The following is a 24615-nucleotide window of genomic DNA, read 5'->3' as shown; positions in this document are numbered from 1 at the left end:
TTAATAACTATGGAGGCCCCGGCCGCAGGCCGGAGCAGCCCTTCTTCAGTAAGACCGAAGATGCATGGAGAAGCGGTTCCACAAATGGAGGAAAATGAAATGGCAAAGTATAGAAAACTGAGCAGAACTTCCAGCCAGAGAAAGGCTCTCCTGAGAAATCAGGTGACCGCTCTTCTGGAGAACGGAAAGATTGTTACTACTGAGGCGAAGGCAAAGGAAGTACGCAAGATTGCGGAGAGCCTGATTGCACTTGCAGTAAAGGAAAAGGATAACTTCGATACCGTTACTGTAACAGCCAAGGTTGCACGTAAGGACAAAGACGGAAAGCGCGTGAAGGAAGTTGTAGACGGAAAGAAAGTAACCGTATACGACGAGGTAGAGAAGACGATCAAGAAGGATCAGCCTTCCAGACTTCATGCAAGACGCCAGATGCTGAAGGTTCTGTACCCGGTTACCGAGGTTCCGACCGCAGCAGCAGGCAAGAAGCGCAATACCAAGAAGGTAGATATGCCGGCAAAGCTTTTTGATGAGATCGCACCGAAGTATGCAAACCGTAACGGCGGTTATACCAGAATCGTGAAGATCGGCCAGCGTAAGGGCGACGCAGCGATGGAAGTGCTGCTGGAGCTGGTATAAGCAGAGCGAAAAGAAATTTAAAATGAAATCCGCGCGTGAATGACAGCGGCGGGTGAAGGCCCCCGAGGCGAAGGAGTTTATCCTGAGCTTCGGGGGTTTTTTTCGAGTATTCTTGCCCTGCAGGTTGCTCTGCGCCATAATAGTGAAATACTGGAAAAAGTGATAGATTTATAATATGAATAATGGATATACGCATGAAATAGATGCAGTGAGAAAATAGAACTCAGGGAATAAACAGGAGAATATATAAAAGAGGATATTCAAAAAGTAACTTTTGAACATCCTCTTTTTATTTATGGTTTTTATTGTTTTGCGTCTAGGTCTGTTCAGTTCCAGAAATATCAGGAGCCGGAATACAGTGAATTCCACGGGCGTCAAATTTCCTGATTTCTTCTCGTGTAATGTGCCAGTCAGTAATGACTTGGCAGAGTTTCTGCGGCACTTTTACATGAATCAAAGAATCATCCCAGAATTTTGAATAATCAGCAAGAACAAAGCACTGTTTAGCGGAATTTAGGATGGTTTGCTTTAATTCTGCATCCTGGATATTGGGAGTGGTCAGGCCATGTTCGTAAGAAATATGTTCAATACCAATGAAAACTTTGTCAAAGATCATTTTACTGATAGTGTCCGTTGTAAAATGACCACTGGTAGCTCGACTGTCGTGACGAATCTCACCGCCTGCAAAAATGATCCTTATTCCTTCTGTTCCAATCAATGCAGTGGCATGATCAAAAGCGTTTGTTGCGATTAGGATGTTCTGTTTGGGCATCCGACGGATCAGCTTCACGAGCTCGAAAGTAGTAGTGCCACTGTCGATGTATATTGTGTTGCCTTCTTCAATGCAGTCATAGGCTACCTTTGCAATCGCGGCCTTTTCTTCCAGATTCTTTGTTTCTCGTGTATGATAGGACATTTCCTTTGCTGTGCCAATGGGTTTGATGGCACCGCCCCAAGTTCTTTGGAGGAGATATTCTTTTTCCAGAGAAATCAACATGTTTCGGATGGAAACGCTTGATAACCCCATGCGCTCACTCAGATCGGAAACACGCACGCTTCCCTTTTGATTTAGTTCATCGAGAATAAACGCTTTTTTTTCGTCATGTGTTAGGCGATGTTGCCTTGAAATGTTGTTTTTATTATTCATAATCGCTAAGTCTAGGTAATTGTTTGGTAAAAACGAAAAGAAATCTTAAAATTATTATATCAAAATTATAATATAAATCAAGCAAAATCTGGTAATAAGCATAAAGAAAAGAGATAAAAAATAGGAATCAAAAGTAATAAAATTTTGAATTGTGAAAAAGAAACAAAAAGGAAAGGAAAAATGAAAGAAATGAGCAAATAAATTGTGAATATAAGACAAAAACAAAATTTATTGTTGACACAAACTATCTAACTTGTTAAAATAAACTTACGAAATCAAAAGAAAAGCGAGAAAAATCTTTTGAAAATGTTTCGAATATTGCGCGCAATTATTAAAAACGAAAATAATGTATGGAGGTAAAACAAATGAAAAAGAGTTTGGCTATTCTTTTGGCACTGGGATTAGTTTTTGGATTAGCTGGATGTGGTTCTTCCGATTCAACAGAGGAAAATACAGTATCAGAATCTGAAGCTACTGAGGAAGCTGGGACTGAAGAGGCTACGGAGGTATCATCTGACGATGATTTCACAGTTGGTTTCTGCCCCATGGATTTATCGAACAATTTTTGGGCAGCCATTGCAAATTCCTTCCAAACAGCAGGAGAAGAAGCTGGAATCCAGACTGTTGTAACAGATGGAAAGTCTGACGCGGCTACCCAGGTGTCCGCACTGGAAAATTTTATTTCTCAAGGTGTTGACGTAATTGTAGTTGGCCCTGTGGATTCTTCATCTTTGACAGGAGTTATTGCAGAGGCAAAGGAGGCAGGAATACCGGTTATTACACATACGACGGTTTATGAAGATGCAACCTGTAACATGAATGTAGATGAAATAGAGATGGGGACAGCAATTGGCTCTATTTGTGGACAGTGGATGGCAGAGACATTTGGAGAAGATGCAACCTGCCAATATGCAATTTTGACGCAGAGTGCTCTGGAGCAAACCATCGGACGCGAAAATGGAATTCAAGCAGGAATTAAAGAGTATGTACCAAATGCAGAATGTGTTACAACAGTTGATGCACATACGACGGACATGGGCATCACTGCAGCTGAAAATATTTTGGCAGCTTATCCTGATGTGGTAGCTATTATAGGGATCAATGACTCTGGAGCTCTTGGAGCTTATGAGACCTGCATTGCACAGGGTGTTGGAGAAGACTTCTTCTTGGGTGGAGTAGATGGAACAGAACAGGCTCTGGAATTGATTTCTGAGGGTACAATTTACAGAGGTACTGTTTCCCTGAATCCGGTGGGGACAGGACAGCAGTTTGTAGATTATGCATTGGCACTGAGAGATGGAGAAGAAATTCCCACGGAATATATGGTGCCTGTAAGTGCAGTAAGCGCAGAGAATGTAGATGAATATCTTAATTAGAATAACTGACGTGATGATAGTTGCTTGAGGAAGAAATAGCGGTTGTTGGACTATGGACTGTATTCTGGCAGCCGCTGTTTTTATGAGTAAATACAAGACGAGGAGTGAAAAGCTTTGGAAAAACTGAACCAGGAAATCAGTCTGAAAATGAATCAGATTTGCAAGGCTTACCCGGGAGTCAAAGCGCTGGATCATGTAGATTTTGAACTGCGAAAAGGGGAAGTGCATGCGCTTTTAGGTGAAAATGGAGCAGGAAAATCAACTTTGTGTAAAATTATTGCTGGGGCGCAGCCGATGGATTCCGGAGAATATTATCTTTTTGGGGAAAAGATAACAAGCCTGTCGCCTTTGGAGGCAAAGAATAAAGGGATCTCTATGGTTTATCAGGAATTTAACCTGGTACCGTATCTGAAAATTTATGAAAACCTGTTCTTGGGGAAAGAACTGATGCATGGGCCTAACCGGGATAAGAAAGCCATGATCAGCAAGACGAAGGAAGTCTTTCAAAAATTTGGAATAGATATTGACCCGGAACTTCGGGTCTGTGATCTTACAAATGCATATAAACAGTTGGTGGAAATTGCGAAAGCAATTTTGGAAAATGCAAAGGTTCTGTGTATGGATGAACCCACAGCTCCATTGTCTACCAGAGAAGTAAATATACTGTTTGATATGATACATTCTTTAAAAAAAGAAGGTGTATCTGTTATTTATATTTCACATCGGCTGGAAGAACTGTTTGAAATCTCAGATCGCATAACGGTTATGCGAGACGGTCAATATATCAAGACTTTAAATACAAATGAAACTAATAGGGACGAACTGGTAAAGCTGATGGTTGGCCGGGAATTGAGCGATGAATATCCTAAAAGAAATGTAGAGATTGGCGGAGAGATCCTCAGAATAGAGCATCTGTCCACAGAGGCGACTGATATTGAGGATGTGTCTTTTACTTTACGGAAGGGAGAGATTCTCGGATTTGCTGGTCTTGTAGGGGCCGGACGAACAGAAGTGATGAGAGCTCTGTTTGGAATTGATAAAAAACGTTCTGGAGATATCTATATTAAAGGCAGTAAGGTAGAAATCAGGAATCCGGCAGATGCTATACGACATGGGATAAGCTTGGTACCGGAAGACAGAAAGGGACAGGGGGTGTCTCTTACGTTATCCGTACGGGAGAATATTTCACTGGTAAAGCTAAAAGAGTTGGAAAAGTATTTTTCCATAGAAAGAAAAAAAGAGAAAGAGCTGGTGAAGGACTATATAGAAGCGTTGTCGATTAAGACACCGGGAATGGAACAGCTGGTAAAAAATCTGAGTGGTGGAAATCAACAGAAGGTGGCAATTGCAAAATGGCTTGTTATGGATTCAGATATTATCATTCTTGATGAACCGACGCGAGGCATCGATGTAGGAGCCAAATACGAGATTTATATGTTGATGAACGAGCTTGTAAAGCGGGGGAAAGCTTTAATAATGATTTCTTCGGAAATGCCGGAACTGATTGGTATGTCGGACAGGATTATGGTAATGCATCAGGGCAGACTGACAGGAAAGCTGGAAGCAGATGAGATTACAGGAAATAAAGAGATACAGAAAACTGTCTTGGAGATGGCATCCAACGATAAAGCAAAAGAGGTGTAAAGCAATATGACAAAAAAATTTTCGATGAGTAAAGTATTTGTGTATCTGGTTCTGGTAGTTATTATTCTTTTTTTTACATTCATTACAGATACATTTTTGACTTCGAGAAACATTTTAAATATTTGCCGACAGGTTTCGATGACAGGAATTTGTTCAGTAGGGATGACAATGGTGCTGTTGACAGGAGGCATTGACATTTCCGTTGGTTCCATTATAGCTCTAGTTGGTGTTGTATCAGCTAAGCTGGTAGCGGAAGCGGGCATGCCGATTTTTCCGGCGATGCTGATCGGCGTGGCAGTAGGAGCTTTCTGTGGCTTGATCAATGGTATTATGGTGGCCAGGTTTGAAGTACCGGCGTTGATTACTACTTTGGCTATGCAAACAATGGCAAGAGGCGCAGCCTATATTCTTACATCAGGAATTCCGGTCTATGGACTTCCCGAGGAAATCCGGACCCTGGGTCAAGGATATCTTTTGGGAATCCCGATTCCAGTTATTATAATGGTTTTGATTTTTGTGTTTGGCTGGTGGCTCTTAGAACAGACACGGTTCGGAAGGTATACCTATGCAATCGGTGGAAATCAAGAAGTGGCCAGACTTTCTGGTATAAATATTATGAAAATTAAGATCATCATCTATACCTTAAGCGGTTTTTTTGCCGGCTTGTCGGGGGTAATTATGTTGTCACGTATTAACTCGGGGCAGCCGAATACTAGTGAAGGATTTGAGATGGATGTCATTACGGGAGCGGTTCTTGGAGGCATCAGTGTGGCAGGCGGTGAAGGAAAACTGATTAACGTAATTGCTGGAGTCCTGATTATGGGTATGCTGAGCAATGGTATGACATTGATGAATCTGGATGAATACTGGCAGTGGGTTGTAAAGGGCATTGTTTTGCTGGCAGCAGTAACTTTCGATAATTTACAGAGAAAAAGAAACGCGAAAGTAAAACTTTAGTTTGAAAGAGAGGAGAAAGCGCATGAATGGTACATGTAAAGCGGCTGTCTGGGTTGGAGAAGAGGATATCCGTGTAATGGATGTTCAACTTCCAGAGTGCAGAGATGATGGAATGATAATTAAAGTGGAAGCTGCAAGTATCTGTGGAACAGACCTGCACGTATTTCATAATAAACCTTCAGTACCGACTATTTTAGGGCATGAGGTTTGCGGTACTATTGTAGAAATGGGTAAAAACGCACATAAAACAATCAAATGCTATACTGGTAGGCTGAAAATAGGTGACAGAATTAACCTGTATCCGTGGATTACCTGTGGAAATTGTACCAGCTGTCTTCGTTTTGGCGTAGGAGCCTGTGGTGTGTGCGAAAATTCTTTTGTATATGGTCTGCCTTATGAGTGTCTGGGAATGTCAGGGAAACCGGTTATGACGTCTTCGATGGAAACAGAACCTTATATCAAAGGGGGGTTTTCTGAATATATGTATATACTGCCAGGAACTTATGTCTGGCAGGTGCCCAAAGATATGCCAAGCAGTGTGGCATCTCTTCTGGATCCGATGGCAGTAGCTATGCGTGCTGTAGAACTGGCCTGGCGTTCTCCAGGTGTTCTTGAGGATGTGCTGAATCCTGCGTCTGTTGCTTTAATTATTGGTGACGGACAGATAGGGGCTTTGACAGCAGGCTGCCTAAGAATGCTGGGAGTTAGCAAAATTTTAATCGCAGGAGGAAGAACGGAGCGTTTAAAAGTAGCGCAGGAGATTTCGAATGCAGACTGCATATTGAATTATCATACACAAAGCCTGGAAGAAAGAAAAGAGATTATTGGTTCCTATACCGGAGGTGCTGGAGCGGATGTAGTATTTCAGTGTGTCGGAAATGGACGAGCATTTCGAGATGGGATCGAGCTGATGCGTTCTGTAGGAACCCTGGTGGAAGTAGGCAATATTGCATCTACAAGTCCGATAGAGTTTGATCCGGCAAGAGATTTGTGTTCAAAGCATGCGACTTATATTGGAATGAGTGTCAATACTCCAATGGCTTTTAATAAAGCTTTCCATATGCTTTGCAAATACAAAGAGCTTCACTTGGAGAAGCTTTTGACAAATTGTTGCACACTGGATACTGTGCTTGAGACTATGATGAATTCAAGTGATCCTAACTATATAAAAGGATGGGTAGATCTGGCAAAATAGGATATTTCTTAGGAGGACAATATGGCTAAAAAAATTGTAGGAATCTATGATCTGGGAATTACAAAAGAAATGATGCAAAAGCTTTACGAGCTGGAGCAGTATGGCTATACGGTGGAACTGATCGAAAAAACAGTTGGAGAGGATGAACTCAGTTATCAGGCATCTATGTTGTCTGTGGAAGTAAATGGACCGGAGAAAACAGAAATAAATCCGGCAGTCTTTGACGCAGTCAAAGATGCAGAAATTGTGGTGACACATTTTGCACCGGTTAGCAAAAGATTAATGGATTCAGCTCCGGGGTTGAAAGTAATCGCTACTTGCAGGACGGGAATGGAAAATATCAATATGAAGGCGGCTGAAGAAAAAGGCATCCAAGTGGTCAACGCGCCGGGGCGGGCAGCGACTGCTGTAGCTGACTTTACTGTGGCAGCGATAATTTGTGAAATTCGCAATATTGCGCGGACAGATGAGGATATTAAACGTGGAGGTTGGGCAAAAAAATTTGGAAACTCTGTGAATTCCTATAACATGTGTGATTACCAGGTGGGCTTGATCGGTTTTGGAGATATTGGGCATAAGATTGCCACGCGTCTGAAGAGTTTTGGAACAATAGTGACGGCTTATGATCCCTATTGTGCGGATGAGAAAATTCTGGAGTGCGGCTGCAAGCCTATGGGACTGGAAGAATTGATTCGCACTTCTGATGTAGTTTCGATTCATGCGCGGCTTACCGAACAGACAAAAAATATGTTTAATGCAGAAATGTTTGCACAGATGAAGCCGACAGCAATTTTTGTTAATACAGCAAGGGCAGGTCTGGTAGATGAAGATGCACTGATAAGGGCGCTTCAGGAAAAGAAAATTGGCGGAGCTGTCTTGGACGTATTCAGGGAGGAACCTTTGCCTGTAGATCATCCGTTACGTAAACTGGATAATGTGACACTGGCTGCGCACCTGGCAGGTACAAGTCAGGGAACCTTTAAAGCTTCGATTGGGATTGTGACGGAAGACTTGGCCCGCTATGCGAGAGGGGAAAAACTGCAGCACATAATGCATGGATGACGGGGGGAATATTGATTGAAGTGGAAACGAGCGTTTTTGGCGTTGGATTTTGGAACCTCAAATGTGCATGTGACACTGGTTGATGGAGATACAGCAGAAATGATATTGGGCACCAGTAGAAAATACCGTTGGTATACACCGGGTCCCAATGAGATAGAATTGAATGCGGAAGAAGTATGGAAGGCTTCTGAAACAGCTGTAGAGGAGTTGATGCGTAAGTTACCGGAAAATTTGGAGCTGTTAGCTGTAACTTTCTCATTTTTTGGCGACAGTATTACACCGGTGGACAAGGACGGGAACGCTCTCTATGCGATGCTCCCGGGATTTTGCGGACGATCCCGGTCGGAAGTAGAATTGATGGATAAGGAGATAGGAGCTCAGGAATATGCTCGTATTACTGGAAATACACTTTCGACCTTAAGCTCTGTATCAAAAATATTGTGGTTAAAGCGACACAGACCGGAAGTATTTAAAAAAGCTTATGCATTCTATTCAAATCAAGAATATATCATGCACAGGTTGGGGTTACCTGGAGTACAGGATACGACGCTGGCAGCGAGAAAATTGGCCTATGATGTGAAAGGCGGACACTGGTCAGAGCCACTTCTGGAACTTATGGGAATTCCTGAAGCAAAACTTGGGACAAATATTGTGGAATCAGCCACGGCGATTGGAAAGATATCTTCCTATGGATCTGTAAAACTTCCCTGTGAACTGCCGGTTACAATAGGCTGCCATGATGTATCTGCTTCCCTGCTTTCCACAGGCGTAAAGCTGGAACATTCTGATATTTTAGGTGTGCTCATGGGAACTTATGAGCAGATTGGATATTTTTCAGATACATTTGTGGACGGGTGTAATGATTTTGGTGATTCACTGATTTTTTCCTGCTGTTATAATTCGCCGTTTAAAGGGAAGTATACCGTGATGGATGCATTCCCGACGGCCGGAGCGTTGTTGGAATGGTACTGCAAATATATTCTGCAGGATGAGAAGGCAGATGTAGGCAAGCTGATTGCAAATGTTCCGTTAGATGGGGAAAACCCTTTGATTTTTTTGCCGTATGCAGAAACCTTTCATGGAGCTGTTTTGGGCATGGGTTTGGGGACTACAACGGATATGATTTTTGAAAGTATTCTGGAGAGCTTGGCTTTTCAGTTTGTGGCTTGTGTAGAGTATATTCGTTCTACCAGGAAAGAACCATTTCATAGACTGCATTTTGGCGGTGGTGGTTCGCGCTCTGACAAATTGCTGCAGCTTAGGGCAGATCTTATTCATGCTCCTGTAGGAAGAATGGACAATATTGAACTGCCTTCTCTGGGAGCCTGTATGTTGGCGGGGCTTGGCAATGGGGTTTACCATGATTTGGATGAAGCTGGGAAAAACATGGTGAAAGGCGTACACTATTTTGAACCGCAGGAAGATAATTATAAGAAATATGAGAGCAAATACAGGATCTACCGGAAGTATTCAGCCGCGTATTTGAAAGTCTGATGAGTTCGGGCCCAAATACGCTGGTGTTTGTACTGTTGCGCCCCAGCTTGTTGGGGAAACATGGAAATGTGACGTGAAAGGAGAGGATAAGAAAATGCCGATTATCAAAAAAAGAGATGAGGTAGTACGGATTTACGAAGAGGCAGCTGCGAAGGGCTGGGTAATTCCCTGCCTGTGCACGGAAAATCTGACGACGACGGAAGCCATTATTTCTGCAGCCAGTGAGTTTGCAAAAGACAAAGGCCTGACGAGTGTTCCGGTGACGCTGGCCGCGACAGTACGCTATGAACACCGCCCCCAGGCTGTAAATTATACACACAGCCGGAACTGGAAGACAGGTCTGGAACTTTTCCGCCAGGACGCAGAGGTACTGATGCGGGAAGGCGGAGATTATGAGAATGTGGAACTGATGCTGCATCTTGATCATGTACAGCATGACTTGGACGAGGAACTCTGCGAAAGTGATCTGAGCGGTTATTCTTCCATTATGTATGATGCATCTACACTACCTTTGGAGGAAAATATTGCGAAGACAAAAGCTTTTGTAGAAAAAAAAGGACAGGAAATTCTTGTAGAAGGGGCTTGTGATGAGATTATAGACGCAGGCGGAGAAGCCCATAATGATATCACGACAGCAGAAAAATGCAAAGACTATGTGGAGAGGACAGGTGTTGATCTGGTAGTGGCCAATTTGGGGACTGAGCACCGGGCATCCGGAAAAGAGCTTCAGTACCACGGTGATGCAGCCCGGGCGATTAAGGCGGAAATAGGTCCGAAGATCGTGCTTCATGGCACATCTTCCGTTTCCAATGAACAGCTGAGAAAGCTGTTTGATGATGGCGTATGCAAAGTAAATATCTGGACAGCTCTGGAGCGGGATGCCTCCCCGAAGCTGTTTGAATTTCTGGTGAAGAATGCGTCGAAGGCAGCAGGGCCAGAGGTGGTGGAAAAACTGAAAGAAGAGGGCTGGCTTGCAGATAAGTGTGTGACCGGAGAGAAAGAGGCGCTGACAGCATTTACGACTGTGGCCCGTCAGGACATTATTTATCAGGAAATGAAGCGTATTGTACGCGAGTATCTTGATATGTGGTATGTGCTGTAAAGGAAGGTAAGTATGAAAAAGAAAGCAGTTATGTACGGTGCCGGTAATATCGGACGTGGTTTTATCGGAATGTTGTTTTCCCAGTCTGGATATGAGGTAACCTTTGTGGATGTGGCGGAAGCTGTGGTGGATACTTTGAATCGGGATCATGCTTATCCAATTCGAATTGTATCGAATGATGGCAGCCAGGATATTGAAGTACAGAATGTCAGGGCAGTGAACGGAAATGACACGGAAGCCGTAGCGGATGCAATCGCCTGCTGTGACATTATGGCAACTGCTGTAGGCGTTAATATTTTAAAATTCATAGTTCCAAATCTGACAGCCGGAATACGGAAACGAATGCAGAGAAATGGCGGCCCTCTCAATATCATTATCTGTGAGAATCTGATGGATGCCAATAAGGTGCTGGAAAGAATGCTCAAGGAGCAGCTGACGGAGAAAGAGACTCTGTGGTTTGATGAAAACGTAGGCCTTGTGGAAGCGTCGATCGGCCGGATGGTACCTGTGCAGACGGAGGAGATGAAAGATGGAAATCCTCTTCGCGTATGTGTGGAGAGTTATGGATTCCTTCCTGTGGATATGGCAGGATTCAAAGGAGAAATCCCGCAGATTCAAAATATGATTCCCTTTGAACCTTTTGATTTCTACATAAAAAGGAAGCTTTATCTGCATAACATGGGACATGCAGTGTGCGCATATCTTGGATTATATACAGGACGTAAATATATATACGAATCTATTGATGATGCAGAAGTGCAGCTCATGGTTACAGAGGCCATGTCAGAGAGCGTTTTGGCGCTTTCAAAAAAATATGAGGTTTCTGCAGAAAAACTCCTTCAACATGCGCAGGATCTGCGGATGCGTTTTACAAATCAGGCGCTGCAGGATACCTGTGCCCGTGTAGGAGGGGATCCGAGGCGCAAGCTTTCTCCGGCTGACAGACTGATTGGAGCATCACGCCTCTGCATGGAGGAAGGTATCTATCCGGCATTTATCAGCGTAGGAACTGCGGGTGCTGTCCGTGAATATCTGGAAGAACAGGGAAAAGAGCAGTCTTTGAAAAATGCAAAGGAGATTTTGACGGAAATCTCTGGCCTGAAAGAAGGAGAGCCTTTGATGGAGCTTGTGCTGCGGCTTTATGAGGCGCATGTACAGGGGCAGAGTGAGAGCGAGATTCGAAGGATAGCCCAGAAACTGAGAGACAGGCAGATGAAAGGAATTATTTAAAATTTTCAGAAGAAGCTTTTGTGACAGCGGGGCGGATTTTGAAAATGCGGATTGAAGGGAGAAAGTCCGGGGTACGGCGACGTATTCCGGGCTTTTACTATGTATATCTGGCAGCTTTTTCGGGTAGTTCCAGTACTTTTCTTTTCCATAACAATCCTATTTTTGTGTATGCTTCAGATATTTGGTACGTGATAAATACAGGTTCTTTCCGGGGAATTCTTGCCCTGCGGGTCCTGCTGTGCTAAAATAAGGCGTAGTATACTTCGAGCAAACGAAGTATAGCCCGGTGCAGGAAGGAAGAAACAGAGAATGCAGATCCAGGAGATACTTGAAGAGATTCAGAGAATCAGCAGGCAGTATGGAGCAAGAGAAGTGATTTTGTTCGGCTCCCGGGCAAAGGGGACAGAGACAGAACGGAGCGATATTGATATCGCAGTTTCCGGTGCAGAGCGCTTTGATGAACTGGAAGAAGCGATAGATGAGATTCCGACTCTTCTGTCATTTGATGTGGTGAATATGGATACCTGTCAGAATGAGCTTCTGTTAAAGGAGATCAGAGAATATGGACGAAAAATATTATAGAAGATTTGAAAGTTTCCGGAATTCGCTGGCCGCTCTGGAGGAGATCAGAGAGCGGGATCTGAACGATTCCTTCATCCTCAGCGGTGCGGGAGCAAAATTTAATATTACCTTCGATCTTGCCTGGAAAGTAATGAAAGATATTGTGATTCAGCGATTTGCTGTCGTAGATTTTCCAAAAGGCTCACCGAGAGAAGTGCTGCGGAAAGCATATGAGTTTCAGCTGATTTCAGACGACGCCTGGATGGACATGCTTCGTGACCGAAACGATCTGACGTATGACTATGATGGCGAGATTGTAAAGACAGTCTGCGAAAGGCTGATAAATTGTTATCTGGCTCTCTTCGAAGCATTTCAGGAGACAGTGGAGACCAGGTATCTGCCGGAACGGGAAGATAAAGCGTTCGAATGACGCATTTTAATAGAACTTCGAACAGAGAAAAGGAGGATGTACCAATGATTTCACAGGAGTGTTATGAATTAGGAAGCAAAAGTTCCATCATCAGAGAGATATTTTCTTTTGGCCTGAAGAGAAAAGCGGAGGTGGGAGAGGATAAGGTCTATGATTTCAGTCTGGGCAATCCCAGCATTCCGGCGCCGCCTTCGGTAAAGCAGGCGATTCTGGAACTCCTGGAGGAACCGGCGGAGAACCTTCATGCCTATTCTCCGGCGCCCGGCGATCCGAAGGTGCGGGCGGTGATCGCGGAGTCTCTGAACCGGAGATTCGGGGAGACTTTTACGGCAGACAATATTTTTATGACCTGCGGGGCGGCAGCATCCTTGAGCATCTGTCTGAAGGCCCTGTGCAATCCGGGGGATGAGGTGATTACTTTTGCGCCGTTCTTCACGGAGTACCGCTGCTGGGTGGAGGCGACCGGAGCGACGCTTCAGGTGGTTCCGCCGAGAATCCCGGATTTTCAGATTGATACAGACGTTTTCGAAGGTATGATTACTTCGAAGACAAAAGCGGTAATTGTAAATACGCCGAACAATCCTTCCGGTGTCGTATATTCAGAAGAGACGGTGAAGAGGCTGGGGGAGATTCTGCGCAGAAAATCTGAAGAATGCGGTTCTCCTATCTACCTGATCACGGACGAGCCCTACCGTGAAATCGTCTATGATGATATTCAGGTGCCTTACCTGACAAAATATTATGAGAATACGCTGGTCTGCTACTCCTACAGTAAGTCCCTGTCTCTGCCGGGAGAGCGGATTGGCTACATTGTGATTCCGGACCGTATTGCGGATCATGCCCATGTGGCGCCCGCGATCGCGGGCGCGGCCAGAGTGCTGGGCTACGTGTGCGCGCCGATCCTGTTCCAGAAGGTGATTGAGAAATGCGTGGAGGATACGGGAGATTTGTCTGCCTACCGCCGCAACCGGGATCTTCTGATGGGCGGCCTGGAGAAGCTGGGCTATACCTGTGTGCCGCCTCAGGGAGCGTTTTATCTCTTTGTGAAGGCTCTGGAGCCGGACGCATACGCTTTCTGCGAGCATGCGAAAAAGTATGACCTGCTGCTGGTGCCCAGTGATGATTTCGGCTGCCCGGGCTATGTGCGTATTGCGTACTGTGTTTCGGAAAAGACGATTGTAAACGCTATGCCGGCTTTTGAGAAGCTGATGGAGGACTACAGAACGAATGCTGTTTAATTCCCTGCAGTTTGCTGTCTTTTTCCCTGCGGCAGCATTGATTTATTTTGTTATACCGAAAAAGCTGCGCTGTCTCTGGCTTCTGCTTGCAAGCTATGTCTTCTACATGAGCGCGAATCCCAAATACGCGGTGCTGCTGCTTTTTACCACTGTGGTGACCTATGCGGGAGGACTGCTTCTGGGAAGAGTGCCGGAAAACAGGAAAAAGGCAGTTCTGGCTCTGGTCTTTGCGGCCTGTCTGGCAGTTCTGGCGCTTTTTAAATACTTTGATTTTCTGCTGGGAAACCTGAATACGGCGCTGGGAGCGCTGGGGTTCGGCGCGGTATCAAGCCCCTTCCGTTTTGCGCTCCCTCTGGGTATATCCTTTTATACTTTTCAGGCCCTTGGCTATCTGGTGGATGTATACCGGGGCGATACGGAACCGGAGCGGAACATCCTGCGATATGGTCTGTTTGTGTCGTTTTTTCCGGTGATTCTCTCCGGCCCGATTGAGCGATCCACTGGCCTGCTCCGCCAGATCCGGGAGCTGCCGGAGAAAGCGCTGTGGAAATTTGAACGGGTAAGGGATGGGCTGACGCTGATTCTGTTCGGCCTGTTTCAGAAAATGGTCATTGCGGACCGGATTGCCATTCTGGCGGACCAGGTCTTTGACAATTACCGGATGTACGAAATGTTTGCCCTGATGACGGGAGCGGCCGCCTATGCCATTCAGATTTACTGTGATTTTACCAGCTATTCCCTGATGGCGTTTGGAGTGGCAAAGGTGCTTGATTTCGGCATTACGGAGAACTTCAATACGCCGTATTTCTCCCGGTCCATGCGGGAATTCTGGAGAAGGTGGCACATTTCCCTGAGCAGCTGGTTCCGGGATTACCTGTACATTCCCCTTGGCGGAAGCCGGTGCGGGAAGATCAGGAGGTACTTCAACCTGATGGCCACCTTTCTGGTGAGCGGCCTCTGGCACGGCGCCAGCTGGAGTTATGTGGCCTGGGGAGGGCTCCACGGTCTCTATCAGATCATCGGGTACGAGCTGAAGGGTGTAAAGGAAAAGATAAACGAAAAACTGCACACGAAGACGGAGGCTCTCAGTTATCGCCTGGGCCAGGTGCTTGTGACTTTTGGGCTTACGGCGTTTGCCTGGATCTTTTTCCGGTCGCCCAGTATCGGAACGGCTTTTGACTATATACGGCGCATGGTCACAAAGCCGGATTTCTGGTCTTTCTTTAACGGCGAGCTTTACAATCTCGGCCTTGACAGAACAGAGATGAATGTGCTCATTGTGAGCCTTGCGGCTCTTTTCCTTGTGGAGCTGGTGCGGTATTTCAGAAAGCAGCAGCTGGATGCCTTCCTTGCAGAGCAGAATCTCTGGTTCCGCTGGGCCGTGCTTCTGGCCCTCATCGGCGCCGTGGCTGTCTTTGGAATCTACGGTCCGGGATATGACGCGCAGCAGTTTATCTATTTTCAGTTTTAGGAGTGCGGGATGAAGAAGAAGATAATCGGCACAGTGGTATTTCTTGCCCTTGCGGCGGCCTTTTTGTGGAAACTGAATGATATATTCAGCCTGAAGCAGGAGGATGGAATTCTTCCCATGGAAGTTTTTTACGAGCAGGAGCCGGGAAGTATCGATGTCATGTTCTATGGAAGCAGCCATACCTATTCGGATATTAATCCGGCCGTGCTCTGGGAAGAGGCGGGGATTCCCTCCTATGACCTGGCAGGAAGCCTTCAGCCTCTCTGGAATACCTACTACTATATGAAAGAAAGCCTGAAATATCAGCGTCCGAAAGTGATGGTGGTGGAGCTTGTACGCGCCATAGAGGACCGGGACTACATCGAAGAAGCCAGAACGGTTACGAACACCTTCGGCATGAAGTTTTCGGAGGAGAAGGTGGAAAACCTGAAAGCCAGCACAGCGGAAGAAAATGTGGCAGACTACCTTCTGGGTTACCCTGTCTATCATTCCCGCTATACAGAGCTGTCACGGGCGGATTTTGCGGATTATGGGGGAGATCCCAACGGCAGCGCCTCCAAAGGTTTTTATCCGCTTTTTGTGACGAAATCCTTTGAGAGTATGCCGGATATGAGCCAGGTGGCGGAGATTGGGGAGCTTTCGGAAAAGTCGGAAGAATATCTGAGGAAGATCATTGCTTTGGCGAAGGAAGAAGACATCCCTCTTGTGTTTATGATTTCTCCTTATCAGGGAATCATAGAAAGTGAGCAGGCAGTTTTTAACCGCTGCGCGGAAATCGCGGCGGAGGAAGGGGTGCCCTTTCTGGATTTCAACCAGATGTATGAGGATCTTGGGCTTGATCCGGCTTCGGACTTTGCTGAGGCGTCCCATCTGAATTACCGTGGTTCTACAAAGCTCAGTGCCTGGCTGGCGTCCTGGCTGAAAGAGATGTATGAACTGCCGGACAGACGGGGCGGCGAACTTTATGCCAGCTGGGATCAGAATGCGGCGGACTGGAACCAGAAATACGAGAACCAGCTTCTTGCAGAGGAAGAGGGCTGGTATGACCTGCTGCAGCTGCTGCCGGAAAGCGGAGACGGATACTATACGTATGTGATTTCGTTGAACGGAAATTATGATAATGGGGAGCAGCCGCTGAAAGAGACGCTTACAGAAATTGGGGTTCCGGAAGTGATTGCGGAGCAGGGCGGCGTCTATATCGGCGGAGCAGACGGAGAGACGGTTCTTCCAGCCGGGACAGACGGTTTCTGCCATCTGGAATGGGAGCATTCCGACCTGGAAGTGACGGTGAGCCCCGGTGGAATGATATTCCTTTATGAAGGAGAGAATCAGATTCGAGCGGCAGACGGGCTGAACGTGCTGGTGTACGACCATTTTACAGAGAGCCTGGTGACAGCAGTGGGATTCAGCGCTGCAGATGGGTATTCCTGCGTAAGATAGAAGAAACGGCGTGGGACAGGATGGAAGCCCGCTGTCTGCCGGAAAATGCGGCCGGAACAAAAAGAGCAAAAAGGAGTCTTATGGAAATTAAAATGAAACGCCCGGAGCTGGAAGACCGGGACCTGATAAACAGTTACCTGAAATACGCGGATACAAGAAGCTGTGAAATGACCTTTGCCAATACCTATCTCTGGTCCAGGCATTACGGGACTGGTTTCACAATTGTGGATGATATGCTGATCTTTGGAGAGGTGGACGGAGTCTATTCTTATACCTTTCCGGTAGGTCCCGGAGACCTTAAGGCCTGTCTGGAGACGCTGATGGCCCACTGCAGGGAAAAGCAGGTGCCGTTTCAGCTTCACAATATTACGAAAGAGGATTTCGCGAAGCTGGAAGAGCTGTATCCGGGAAGATTTGACATCCGCTATGAGAGAGATTACGCGGATTATGTGTATGAGACGGAAAAGCTGGCGTCTCTTTCCGGAAAGAAGCTGCACAGCAAAAAGAATCATGTCAACAAGTTTAAGAGCCTTTATCCGGACTGGAGTTATGAGCCTATCACAAAGGACAATGTGGAGGAATGCTTTCAGATGGCGCTGCGCTGGCGGGAGCTGAACGGATGCGAGGCGGACGAGGAGAAGCATGCAGAGATCTGCGTGACTCTGAATTTCCTCCGGCTGTTTGAAGAGCTGGAGATGCGGGGCGGCGCCCTGCGGGTGAATGGAGAAATTGTGGCTTTTACTGTGGGAGAACCGGTGGGTATGCGTCAGGATACTCTGGTTGTCCATATTGAAAAGGCATTTTCAGACATTCAGGGAGCCTATACCATGATCAACCAGCAGTTTGCCATTCATGAGGGAAAAGGCTTTCAGTATATGAACCGGGAGGACGATGTGGGGGAAGAAGGACTGCGCCAGGCAAAATTGTCCTATAAACCTGTCTTTTTAATCGAAAAAGGGGTTGTAAGAGAGCGCGGACTTTTGTAAGATAGAAGAATAGCGCTGGAGCGCTGAGAAAAGAGGAGTCAGAAAGTCTTATGAAAAAATGGGAAGAGCATGTCCGGAGGGTGGTTCCCTACACACCGGGAGAACAGCCGAACCGTCCGGGTATGATTAAGCTGAACACAAATGAGAATCCATACCCTCCTTCGCCTGAAGTGCAGAAGGCGCTGGAAGGGCTGAAGGCTGACAGCTTCCGTCTGTACCCGGACCCGTCAGCCTCGGAGCTGATTACCGCTCTGGCGGAGTATTACGGAAAGGACAGAGAGCGCTTTTTTGTGGGGGTGGGCTCAGATGACGTGATTGCCATGGCCTTTCAGACCTTTTTCAACTCAGAGAAGCCCATTCTATTTCCGGACATCAGCTATTCCTTTTACAGCGTCTGGGCGGAGCTTTTCGGGATTCCGTACCGGCGTCCGGCTCTCGATCAGGAGTTCCGGCTGGTGAAGGAAGATTATTTTGCGGAAAACGGAGGCATTATTTTCCCGAATCCGAACGCTCCCACCGGTATTTATATGGAGCTTGACGGAGTGGAAGAGATTCTTGCGCGCAACCCGGACTCTGTGGTGATCGTGGATGAGGCTTATGTGGATTTCGCAGGCCCTTCTGCGATGGAACTTGTGGATCGGTATGAGAATCTGATGGTAGTGCAGACCTTTTCCAAATCCCGCTCTATGGCGGGAATGCGCATAGGGTTTGCTTACGCGCAGCCGGCGCTGATTCGGTATCTGAATGATGTGAAGTATTCTTTTAACTCTTATACTATGAACCTGCCGTCACTGAAGCTGGGGGCGGCGGCACTGAAAGACCGGTCTTATTTTCAGGAGACGGTGGGAAAGATTGTGAATACGCGGGAGAGGGTAAAAAAGGAGCTTTCTGCTCTTGGATTTTCCTTCCCGGACTCCAGAGCGAATTTTATCTTTGCCTCCCATGAAAGCTGTCCGGCCAGAGAACTGTTTGAGGCGCTGAAGGAACAGAATATCTATGTACGATATTTTTCCTCTCCCGGAATCGACAATTATCTTCGGATTACGGTGGGAACGGATGAGGAGATGGACGCGCTTCTGGAATTTTTGAACAGATATCTGAATGGAAAGAAGGAGAGAGAGTAAGTGGGACGCCCGGCAAAAAAGCTTTATTTTATCTACAACCCACATGCGGGCAAGGAAAATATACGCGGTAAAATGTACGGAATTCTGCAGACTCTTGCAGACGCAGATTACGAGCTGACAGTCTATCCGACCCGGGGGCCCCGGGATGCCATCGAACAGATTCGGGATCTTCCGGAGGGCTACGATCTGGTGGTATGCAGCGGAGGAGACGGGACGCTGGATGAAGTAGTTACGGGAATGATGCAGAGAGAACAGAAGCTTCCCATCGGTTATATTCCGGCAGGGTCCTGCAATGATTTCGCCCGTTCTCTGCAGCTGCCGAACAATATGCAGCAGGCGGCGGAGATCGCCGTGCGGGGAGAAAATTTTCCGGTGGATGTGGGAGCGTTCAATGACCGGAACTTTATCTATGTGGCAGCTTTTGGGATTTTTACCGATGTATCCTACACTACGAAGCAGGAGATGAAAAATGTCCTGGGGCATATGGCCTACATTCTGGAGGGAATGAAGCGGCTGACCAGCGTAAAATCCTATTATATGAAGGTGACCAGCGAGGAAATGAGCTTTGAGGGGGATTTCCTGTTTGGCATGGTGACCAATTCCAGGTCTGTAGGCGGTTTCAAGAGCATCATCGGAAAAAACGTGGTGTTTGACGATGGAATTTATGAGGTGACCTTTATCCAGCGTCCCAGAAATGCCATGGAGCTGCAGGAGATTCTTGCGGCCCTTACCATTTCACAGATTGATACAAAGTATATGTATTCATTCCGCAGCGCCCGCGTAGTGGTGGAGGCGGAGGAACCGGTGTCCTGGTCGCTGGACGGAGAATTCGGCGGAGAGTATACGAGAGCGGAGATTTCCAATCATCCGCGGGCAGTAGAGATTCGAATCGCTTCAGACATGTTGGAAAGCCTGAAGCGGGATGAGATAAAAACAGAGGAAAAAACAGAAGAAAGAATAGAAGAAAGAGCAGGGAGAGAGTAATGGAAGGAAAGACGATGATTTCTGAGATTTTCGGAGAAAATGTATTTAACGACGCTGTGATGGAGAAACGGCTTCCGAAAAAGATTTATCAGGAGCTGAAACGGACGATCCGGGAGGGCAAGGAGCTTGATCTGGCCGTGGCGGATGTGGTGGCCCATGAGATGAAGGAGTGGGCTCTGGAACAGGGGGCGACCCATTATACCCACTGGTTTCAGCCGCTGACCGGAGCCACTGCGGAGAAGCATGACGCCTTCCTGTCCGCTCCGAAGACCAACGGAAAGGTACTCATGGAGTTTTCCGGAAAGGAACTGGTAAAGGGCGAGCCGGATGCTTCTTCTTTTCCGTCCGGAGGCCTGCGCGCGACCTTTGAGGCCAGAGGTTATACGGCCTGGGACTGCACTTCTCCTGCCTTTGTAAAAAAGAGCGAGGACGGCTCCAGAGCGATCCTCTATATTCCGACGGCCTTCTGTTCCTACAAAGGAGAGGCCCTGGATCAGAAGACGCCGCTTCTGCGTTCCATGCAGGCGGTCAATAAGCAGGCGCTCCGTCTGCTGCGCCTGTTCGGCAATACCACCTCTCATAAGGTGACTCCTTCTGTGGGAGCGGAGCAGGAGTATTTCCTTGTGGACAGAGAAAAATATCTGAAGCGCAAGGATCTGATTTTTACGGGAAGAACTCTGTTCGGAGCTATGCCGCCCAAAGGCCAGGAGCTGGACGATCATTATTTTGGCGTTATCCGCGAGCGGATTGCGGACTTCATGGATGATGTGAACCGGGAACTCTGGAAACTTGGCGTATCTGCCAAGACCCAGCACAACGAGGTGGCGCCGGGACAGCACGAGCTGGCGCCCATCTACGCGGAGTGCAACGTGGCTGTGGACCACAATCAGCTGATTATGGAGACCCTGAAAAAGGTGGCCTACCAGCATGGTCTTCAGTGTCTGCTGCATGAGAAGCCCTTCGCGGGAGTGAATGGTTCCGGAAAGCACAATAACTGGTCCCTGACCACGGATGACGGCATCAATCTTCTGGACCCGGGCAAGACGCCCCATGAGAACGTGCAGTTCCTTCTGGTGCTGACCTGTATTCTGAAAGCAGTGGATACTCACGCGGCCCTTCTTCGGGAGTCTGCCGCGGATGTGGGAAATGATCACCGTCTGGGCGCGAACGAGGCTCCGCCTGCCATCATCTCCGTCTATCTGGGCGAGCAGCTGGAGGATGTGCTGGCGCAACTGATCAGTACCGGAGAGGCGACCCACAGCCTGAAGGGCGGACATCTGCACACCGGTGTGCGCACGCTGCCCGATTTTGCGAAGGATGCCACGGACCGGAACCGGACTTCTCCTTTCGCTTTTACCGGAAATAAATTTGAATTCCGCATGGTAGGATCACGGGATTCCGTGGCAGAGCCCAATGTGGTGCTGAATACCATTGTGGCGGAAGCGTTTTCCGATGCCTGCGATGTGCTGGAGAAGGCGGAAGATTTCGACATGGCGGTCCATGACCTGATCAAGAAGTATGCTTCTGAACACCAGAGGATTGTATTTAACGGAAACGGATACTCTGAGGAATGGGTGGAGGAAGCGAAGAGAAGAGGACTGCCGAATATCCGGACCATGGTAGATTCCATCCCTGTCCTGACGGAAGAGAAGACGGTACATCTGTTTGAAAAATTCAGCGTCTTTACCCGGGCTGAACTGGAATCCCGCGCGGAGATTCAGTATGAGACCTATTCCAAGGCCATCAACATTGAGGCCCGCTCCATGATTGATATTGCCAGCAAGCATATCATTCCGGCGGTGCTGCAGTATACGACTGCTCTTGCCACATCCATCAACCAGATCCGGGAAGCATGTACGGAGGCCAATATCAGCGTACAGATTGAGCTGCTCAAAGAGTGCTCTTCCCTGCTGGCCGCCACAAAGGCTGCTCTGAAGGAGCTGACAGAGGTGACAGAGAACGCGTCTTCCAAGGAAGAGGGACGGGAGCGCGCCGTCTATATTCAGGACGTGGTGGTTCCTGCCATGGAAGCGCTGCGCCGTCCGGTAGATAAGCTGGAGATGCTGGTGGCAAAGGATATGTGGCCCATGCCGTCCTATGGAGATCTCTTATTTGAAGTGTAAACCGCAAATAATACGGCGCTGCGTGCGGAAAACAGAAAAATATCCGGCGCAGAACTTAAAAAAAACAAAAACAACGGTATTTGCTTTAAAGCTTGCTTTTTAAAAAAATTTCGTGTATGGTATAGGAAAATATAAAAAGCACGAGATGAACGAGGGCGTTCCAGAGATGGAATGCCCTTCTTTTTTTGCGTGATACATCCGCGGTATCGCGGCGGATAGAGGAAGCTGCTTCCCCTGTCCGGTTTTCACCGGATTCTGGCTGCTTTTGTCTAAGGAGGGTATTATGAAAGAGTTTACGAATGTAACAGAGATTTTCGGCTCTAATGTATTCAACGACGCAGTGATGCAGGAGCGTCTGCCCAAGAAGGTTTACAAAGAACTGAAGAAAACCATTGAGGAAGGAAAAGAGCTTGATCTGGCTACGGCTGATGTAGTCGCTCATGAGATGAAGGAGTGGGCCATCGAGAAGGGAGCGACCCATTACACCCACTGGTTCCAGCCTCTGACAGGTGTGACGGCTGAGAAGCATGATTCTTTTATCAGTGCCCCGGATAAAACGGGAAAGGTTCTGATGAGCTTTTCCGGCAAGGAGCTGATTAAGGGTGAACCGGACGCGTCCTCATTCCCGTCCGGCGGCCTGCGCGCCACCTTTGAGGCCAGAGGCTATACGGCCTGGGACTGCACCTCTCCCGCGTTCGTGAGACAGGACGCCGCGGGCGCGACACTCTGCATTCCGACTGCTTTCTGCTCTTATACCGGAGAAGCGCTGGATCAGAAGACGCCGCTGCTGCGTTCCATGGAAGCAATCAACAGCCAGGCTCTCCGCCTGCTGCGTCTGTTTGGAAACACCACCTCAAAGAAGGTAACGCCTTCCGTAGGACCGGAGCAGGAATACTTTCTGGTTGATAAGAAGAAATATCTCCAGAGAAAGGACCTGATTTATACCGGACGCACCCTGTTCGGAGCCATGCCGCCCAAGGGACAGGAACTGGACGATCACTATTTCGGAACCATCCGTCAGCGCATCGCCGCGTTTATGAAAGAAGTAAATGAGGAGCTGTGGAAGCTGGGTGTCACAGCCAAGACCCAGCACAATGAGGTGGCTCCGGCGCAGCACGAGCTGGCTACCATCTACACAGAGGCCAATGTGGCCGTAGACCACAACCAGATTGTCATGAAGACTCTGAAGATGGTGGCATGCAGACACGGCCTCCAGTGCCTGCTTCATGAGAAGCCTTTTGCAGGCGTGAACGGCTCCGGAAAGCATAACAACTGGTCTATCACGACAGACGACGGTATCAATCTGCTCGATCCGGGCACGACGCCCCATGAGAACATTCAGTTCCTTCTGGTGCTTGCCTGCATTCTGAAAGCTGTGGACATCCACGCGGATCTGCTTCGTGAGTCTGCGGCTGATGTGGGAAATGACCACCGTCTGGGAGCCAACGAGGCTCCGCCCGCTATCATTTCCGTATTTCTGGGTGAGCAGCTTCAGGATGTGGTAGAACAGCTGCTGAGCACCGGAGAAGCGACCCATTCCAAAGAGGGCGGCAAGCTGGAGACGGGCGTGAAGACGCTGCCGGATCTGACAAAGGATGCCACGGATCGCAACCGGACCTCACCCTTTGCCTTTACCGGAAATAAGTTTGAGTTCCGTATGGTAGGTTCCAAAGATTCCATCGCGGCACCCAATACCGTGCTGAATACCATTGTAGCGGAAGCGTTTTCCGATGCCTGCGATGTGCTGGAAAAGGCGGATGATTTTGATATGGCGGTTCATGACCTGATCAAGACCTACCTGACAGAGCATCAGAGAATCATCTTCAACGGAAACGGCTATTCCGAAGAATGGGTAGAAGAAGCAGCCCGCAGAGGCCTGCCGAATATTAAGTCCATGGTAGACGCAATTCCTGCTCTGACCACGGAAAAGGCGGTAGCTCTGTTTGAGAAGTTCCATGTATTTACAAAAGCTGAGCTGGAATCCCGCGCGGAGATCCAGTATGAGACTTACGCAAAGGCTATCAATATCGAAGCCAAGGCAATGATTGATATTGCCAGCAAACAGATCGTTCCGGCTGTGGTGAAATATACAAAGACTCTGGCAGATACGGTAAATTCCGTGATGACGGCCGGAGCTGTAGCAAATGTGCAGATAGAGCTTCTGAACGAAACCTCCGCGCTTCTCTCAGAGACGAAAGAAGCGCTGGCAAAGCTGGTTGAGCTGGATGGCAAATCCGCGGAGATTCCGGAAGGAGAAGAACTGGCGCGCTACTTCCATGATGAAGTATTTCCGGCTATGGAGGAGCTTCGTTCTCCGGTAGATAAGCTGGAGATGATTGTGGATAAGGAAATGTGGCCCATGCCTTCCTATGGCGATCTGATGTTTGAAGTATAAGACAGAAAGAAATCTTAGAA

General features: G+C 47.6%; 20 protein-coding genes. 19 read left to right on the top strand and 1 reads right to left on the bottom strand.

All coding sequences use genetic code 11. From position 1 onward, the window contains the following. Positions 1-99 precede the first annotated feature (99 nt). A complete protein-coding gene (locus B5E82_RS13150) occupies positions 100-636 on the top strand; it encodes a bL17 family ribosomal protein (RefSeq protein ID WP_087308039.1) in 537 nt (178 codons plus the stop codon). A 316-nt stretch (positions 637-952) separates the two neighbouring features. Here the strand turns inward: B5E82_RS13150 and B5E82_RS13145 are convergent, their stop codons facing one another. Beyond that, entirely contained in the window at positions 953-1783 is an 831-nt protein-coding gene (locus B5E82_RS13145; RefSeq protein WP_087308017.1) for a DeoR/GlpR family DNA-binding transcription regulator, read from the bottom strand. Positions 1784-2148: 365 nt separating this feature from the next. On the opposite strand from B5E82_RS13145, the gene B5E82_RS13140 reads away from it, so the two are divergent. The 18 genes from B5E82_RS13140 (at position 2149) to B5E82_RS13050 (ending at position 24595) form a co-directional block, all read left to right on the top strand. Further along, positions 2149-3159 (top strand): sugar ABC transporter substrate-binding protein, encoded by a 1011-nt coding sequence (locus B5E82_RS13140; RefSeq protein WP_162610779.1) that lies wholly within the window; start codon positions 2149-2151, stop codon positions 3157-3159. A 114-nt stretch (positions 3160-3273) separates the two neighbouring features. Continuing rightward, positions 3274-4803 (top strand): sugar ABC transporter ATP-binding protein, encoded by a 1530-nt coding sequence (locus B5E82_RS13135; protein ID WP_330398373.1) that lies wholly within the window; start codon positions 3274-3276, stop codon positions 4801-4803. A 6-nt stretch (positions 4804-4809) separates the two neighbouring features. After that, positions 4810-5760 carry an ABC transporter permease gene (locus B5E82_RS13130; RefSeq protein ID WP_087308015.1) on the top strand — a complete coding sequence of 317 codons (951 nt, stop codon included), beginning with the start codon at positions 4810-4812 and terminating at the stop codon, positions 5758-5760. 22 nt (positions 5761-5782) lie between these two features. Further along, positions 5783-6955, top strand: a complete 1173-nt coding sequence (locus tag B5E82_RS13125; protein ID WP_087308014.1) for a zinc-dependent alcohol dehydrogenase — start codon at positions 5783-5785, stop codon at positions 6953-6955. 21 nt (positions 6956-6976) lie between these two features. Further along, positions 6977-8017 carry a 2-hydroxyacid dehydrogenase gene (locus B5E82_RS13120; RefSeq protein ID WP_087308013.1) on the top strand — a complete coding sequence of 347 codons (1041 nt, stop codon included), beginning with the start codon at positions 6977-6979 and terminating at the stop codon, positions 8015-8017. 15 nt (positions 8018-8032) lie between these two features. After that, a complete protein-coding gene (locus B5E82_RS13115) occupies positions 8033-9511 on the top strand; it encodes an FGGY-family carbohydrate kinase (RefSeq protein ID WP_087308012.1) in 1479 nt (492 codons plus the stop codon). A gap of 94 nt (positions 9512-9605) precedes the next feature. Continuing rightward, the gene (locus tag B5E82_RS13110) at positions 9606-10613 is read left to right on the top strand and encodes a class II fructose-bisphosphate aldolase (protein ID WP_087308011.1); all 1008 of its coding nucleotides are present in this window, start codon (positions 9606-9608) and stop codon (positions 10611-10613) included. A gap of 12 nt (positions 10614-10625) precedes the next feature. Continuing rightward, the gene (locus B5E82_RS13105; protein ID WP_087308010.1) at positions 10626-11843 is read left to right on the top strand and encodes a hypothetical protein; all 1218 of its coding nucleotides are present in this window, start codon (positions 10626-10628) and stop codon (positions 11841-11843) included. A 309-nt stretch (positions 11844-12152) separates the two neighbouring features. Next, entirely contained in the window at positions 12153-12425 is a 273-nt protein-coding gene (locus B5E82_RS13095) for a nucleotidyltransferase family protein (RefSeq protein WP_087308008.1), read from the top strand. Next, the gene (locus B5E82_RS13090) at positions 12406-12834 is read left to right on the top strand and encodes an HI0074 family nucleotidyltransferase substrate-binding subunit (protein ID WP_087308007.1); all 429 of its coding nucleotides are present in this window, start codon (positions 12406-12408) and stop codon (positions 12832-12834) included. The genes B5E82_RS13095 and B5E82_RS13090 overlap by 20 nt, the downstream gene beginning before the upstream one ends. Positions 12835-12878: 44 nt before the next feature. Beyond that, entirely contained in the window at positions 12879-14072 is a 1194-nt protein-coding gene (locus B5E82_RS13085) for a pyridoxal phosphate-dependent aminotransferase (RefSeq protein ID WP_087308006.1), read from the top strand. Continuing rightward, on the top strand, positions 14062-15543 hold the full coding sequence (locus tag B5E82_RS13080; protein ID WP_087308005.1) for an MBOAT family O-acyltransferase: 1482 nt from the start codon (positions 14062-14064) through the stop codon (positions 15541-15543). The genes B5E82_RS13085 and B5E82_RS13080 overlap by 11 nt, the downstream gene beginning before the upstream one ends. A gap of 9 nt (positions 15544-15552) precedes the next feature. Continuing rightward, the gene (locus tag B5E82_RS13075; protein WP_087308004.1) at positions 15553-16983 is read left to right on the top strand and encodes a hypothetical protein; all 1431 of its coding nucleotides are present in this window, start codon (positions 15553-15555) and stop codon (positions 16981-16983) included. Positions 16984-17063: 80 nt separating this feature from the next. After that, on the top strand, positions 17064-17969 hold the full coding sequence (locus B5E82_RS13070; protein WP_087308037.1) for a DUF2156 domain-containing protein: 906 nt from the start codon (positions 17064-17066) through the stop codon (positions 17967-17969). A gap of 50 nt (positions 17970-18019) precedes the next feature. Then, positions 18020-19093 carry a histidinol-phosphate transaminase gene (gene hisC, locus B5E82_RS13065; RefSeq protein WP_087308003.1) on the top strand — a complete coding sequence of 358 codons (1074 nt, stop codon included), beginning with the start codon at positions 18020-18022 and terminating at the stop codon, positions 19091-19093. Then, the gene (locus B5E82_RS13060) at positions 19094-20077 is read left to right on the top strand and encodes a diacylglycerol/lipid kinase family protein (protein ID WP_087308002.1); all 984 of its coding nucleotides are present in this window, start codon (positions 19094-19096) and stop codon (positions 20075-20077) included. Next, the gene (locus tag B5E82_RS13055; protein ID WP_087308001.1) at positions 20077-22200 is read left to right on the top strand and encodes a glutamine synthetase III family protein; all 2124 of its coding nucleotides are present in this window, start codon (positions 20077-20079) and stop codon (positions 22198-22200) included. Before B5E82_RS13060 ends, B5E82_RS13055 begins: the two co-directional genes overlap by 1 nt. Positions 22201-22483: 283 nt before the next feature. Next, positions 22484-24595, top strand: a complete 2112-nt coding sequence (locus B5E82_RS13050) for a glutamine synthetase III family protein (RefSeq protein ID WP_087308000.1) — start codon at positions 22484-22486, stop codon at positions 24593-24595. The last annotated feature ends 20 nt before the right edge of the window (positions 24596-24615 follow it).

Source organism: Lachnoclostridium sp. An138 (assembly GCF_002160765.1).
In the GTDB taxonomy this organism is placed as follows: Bacteria; Bacillota; Clostridia; order Lachnospirales; family Lachnospiraceae; genus Laedolimicola; species Laedolimicola faecalis.
This window is presented reverse-complemented; position numbering and strand designations above follow the sequence as displayed.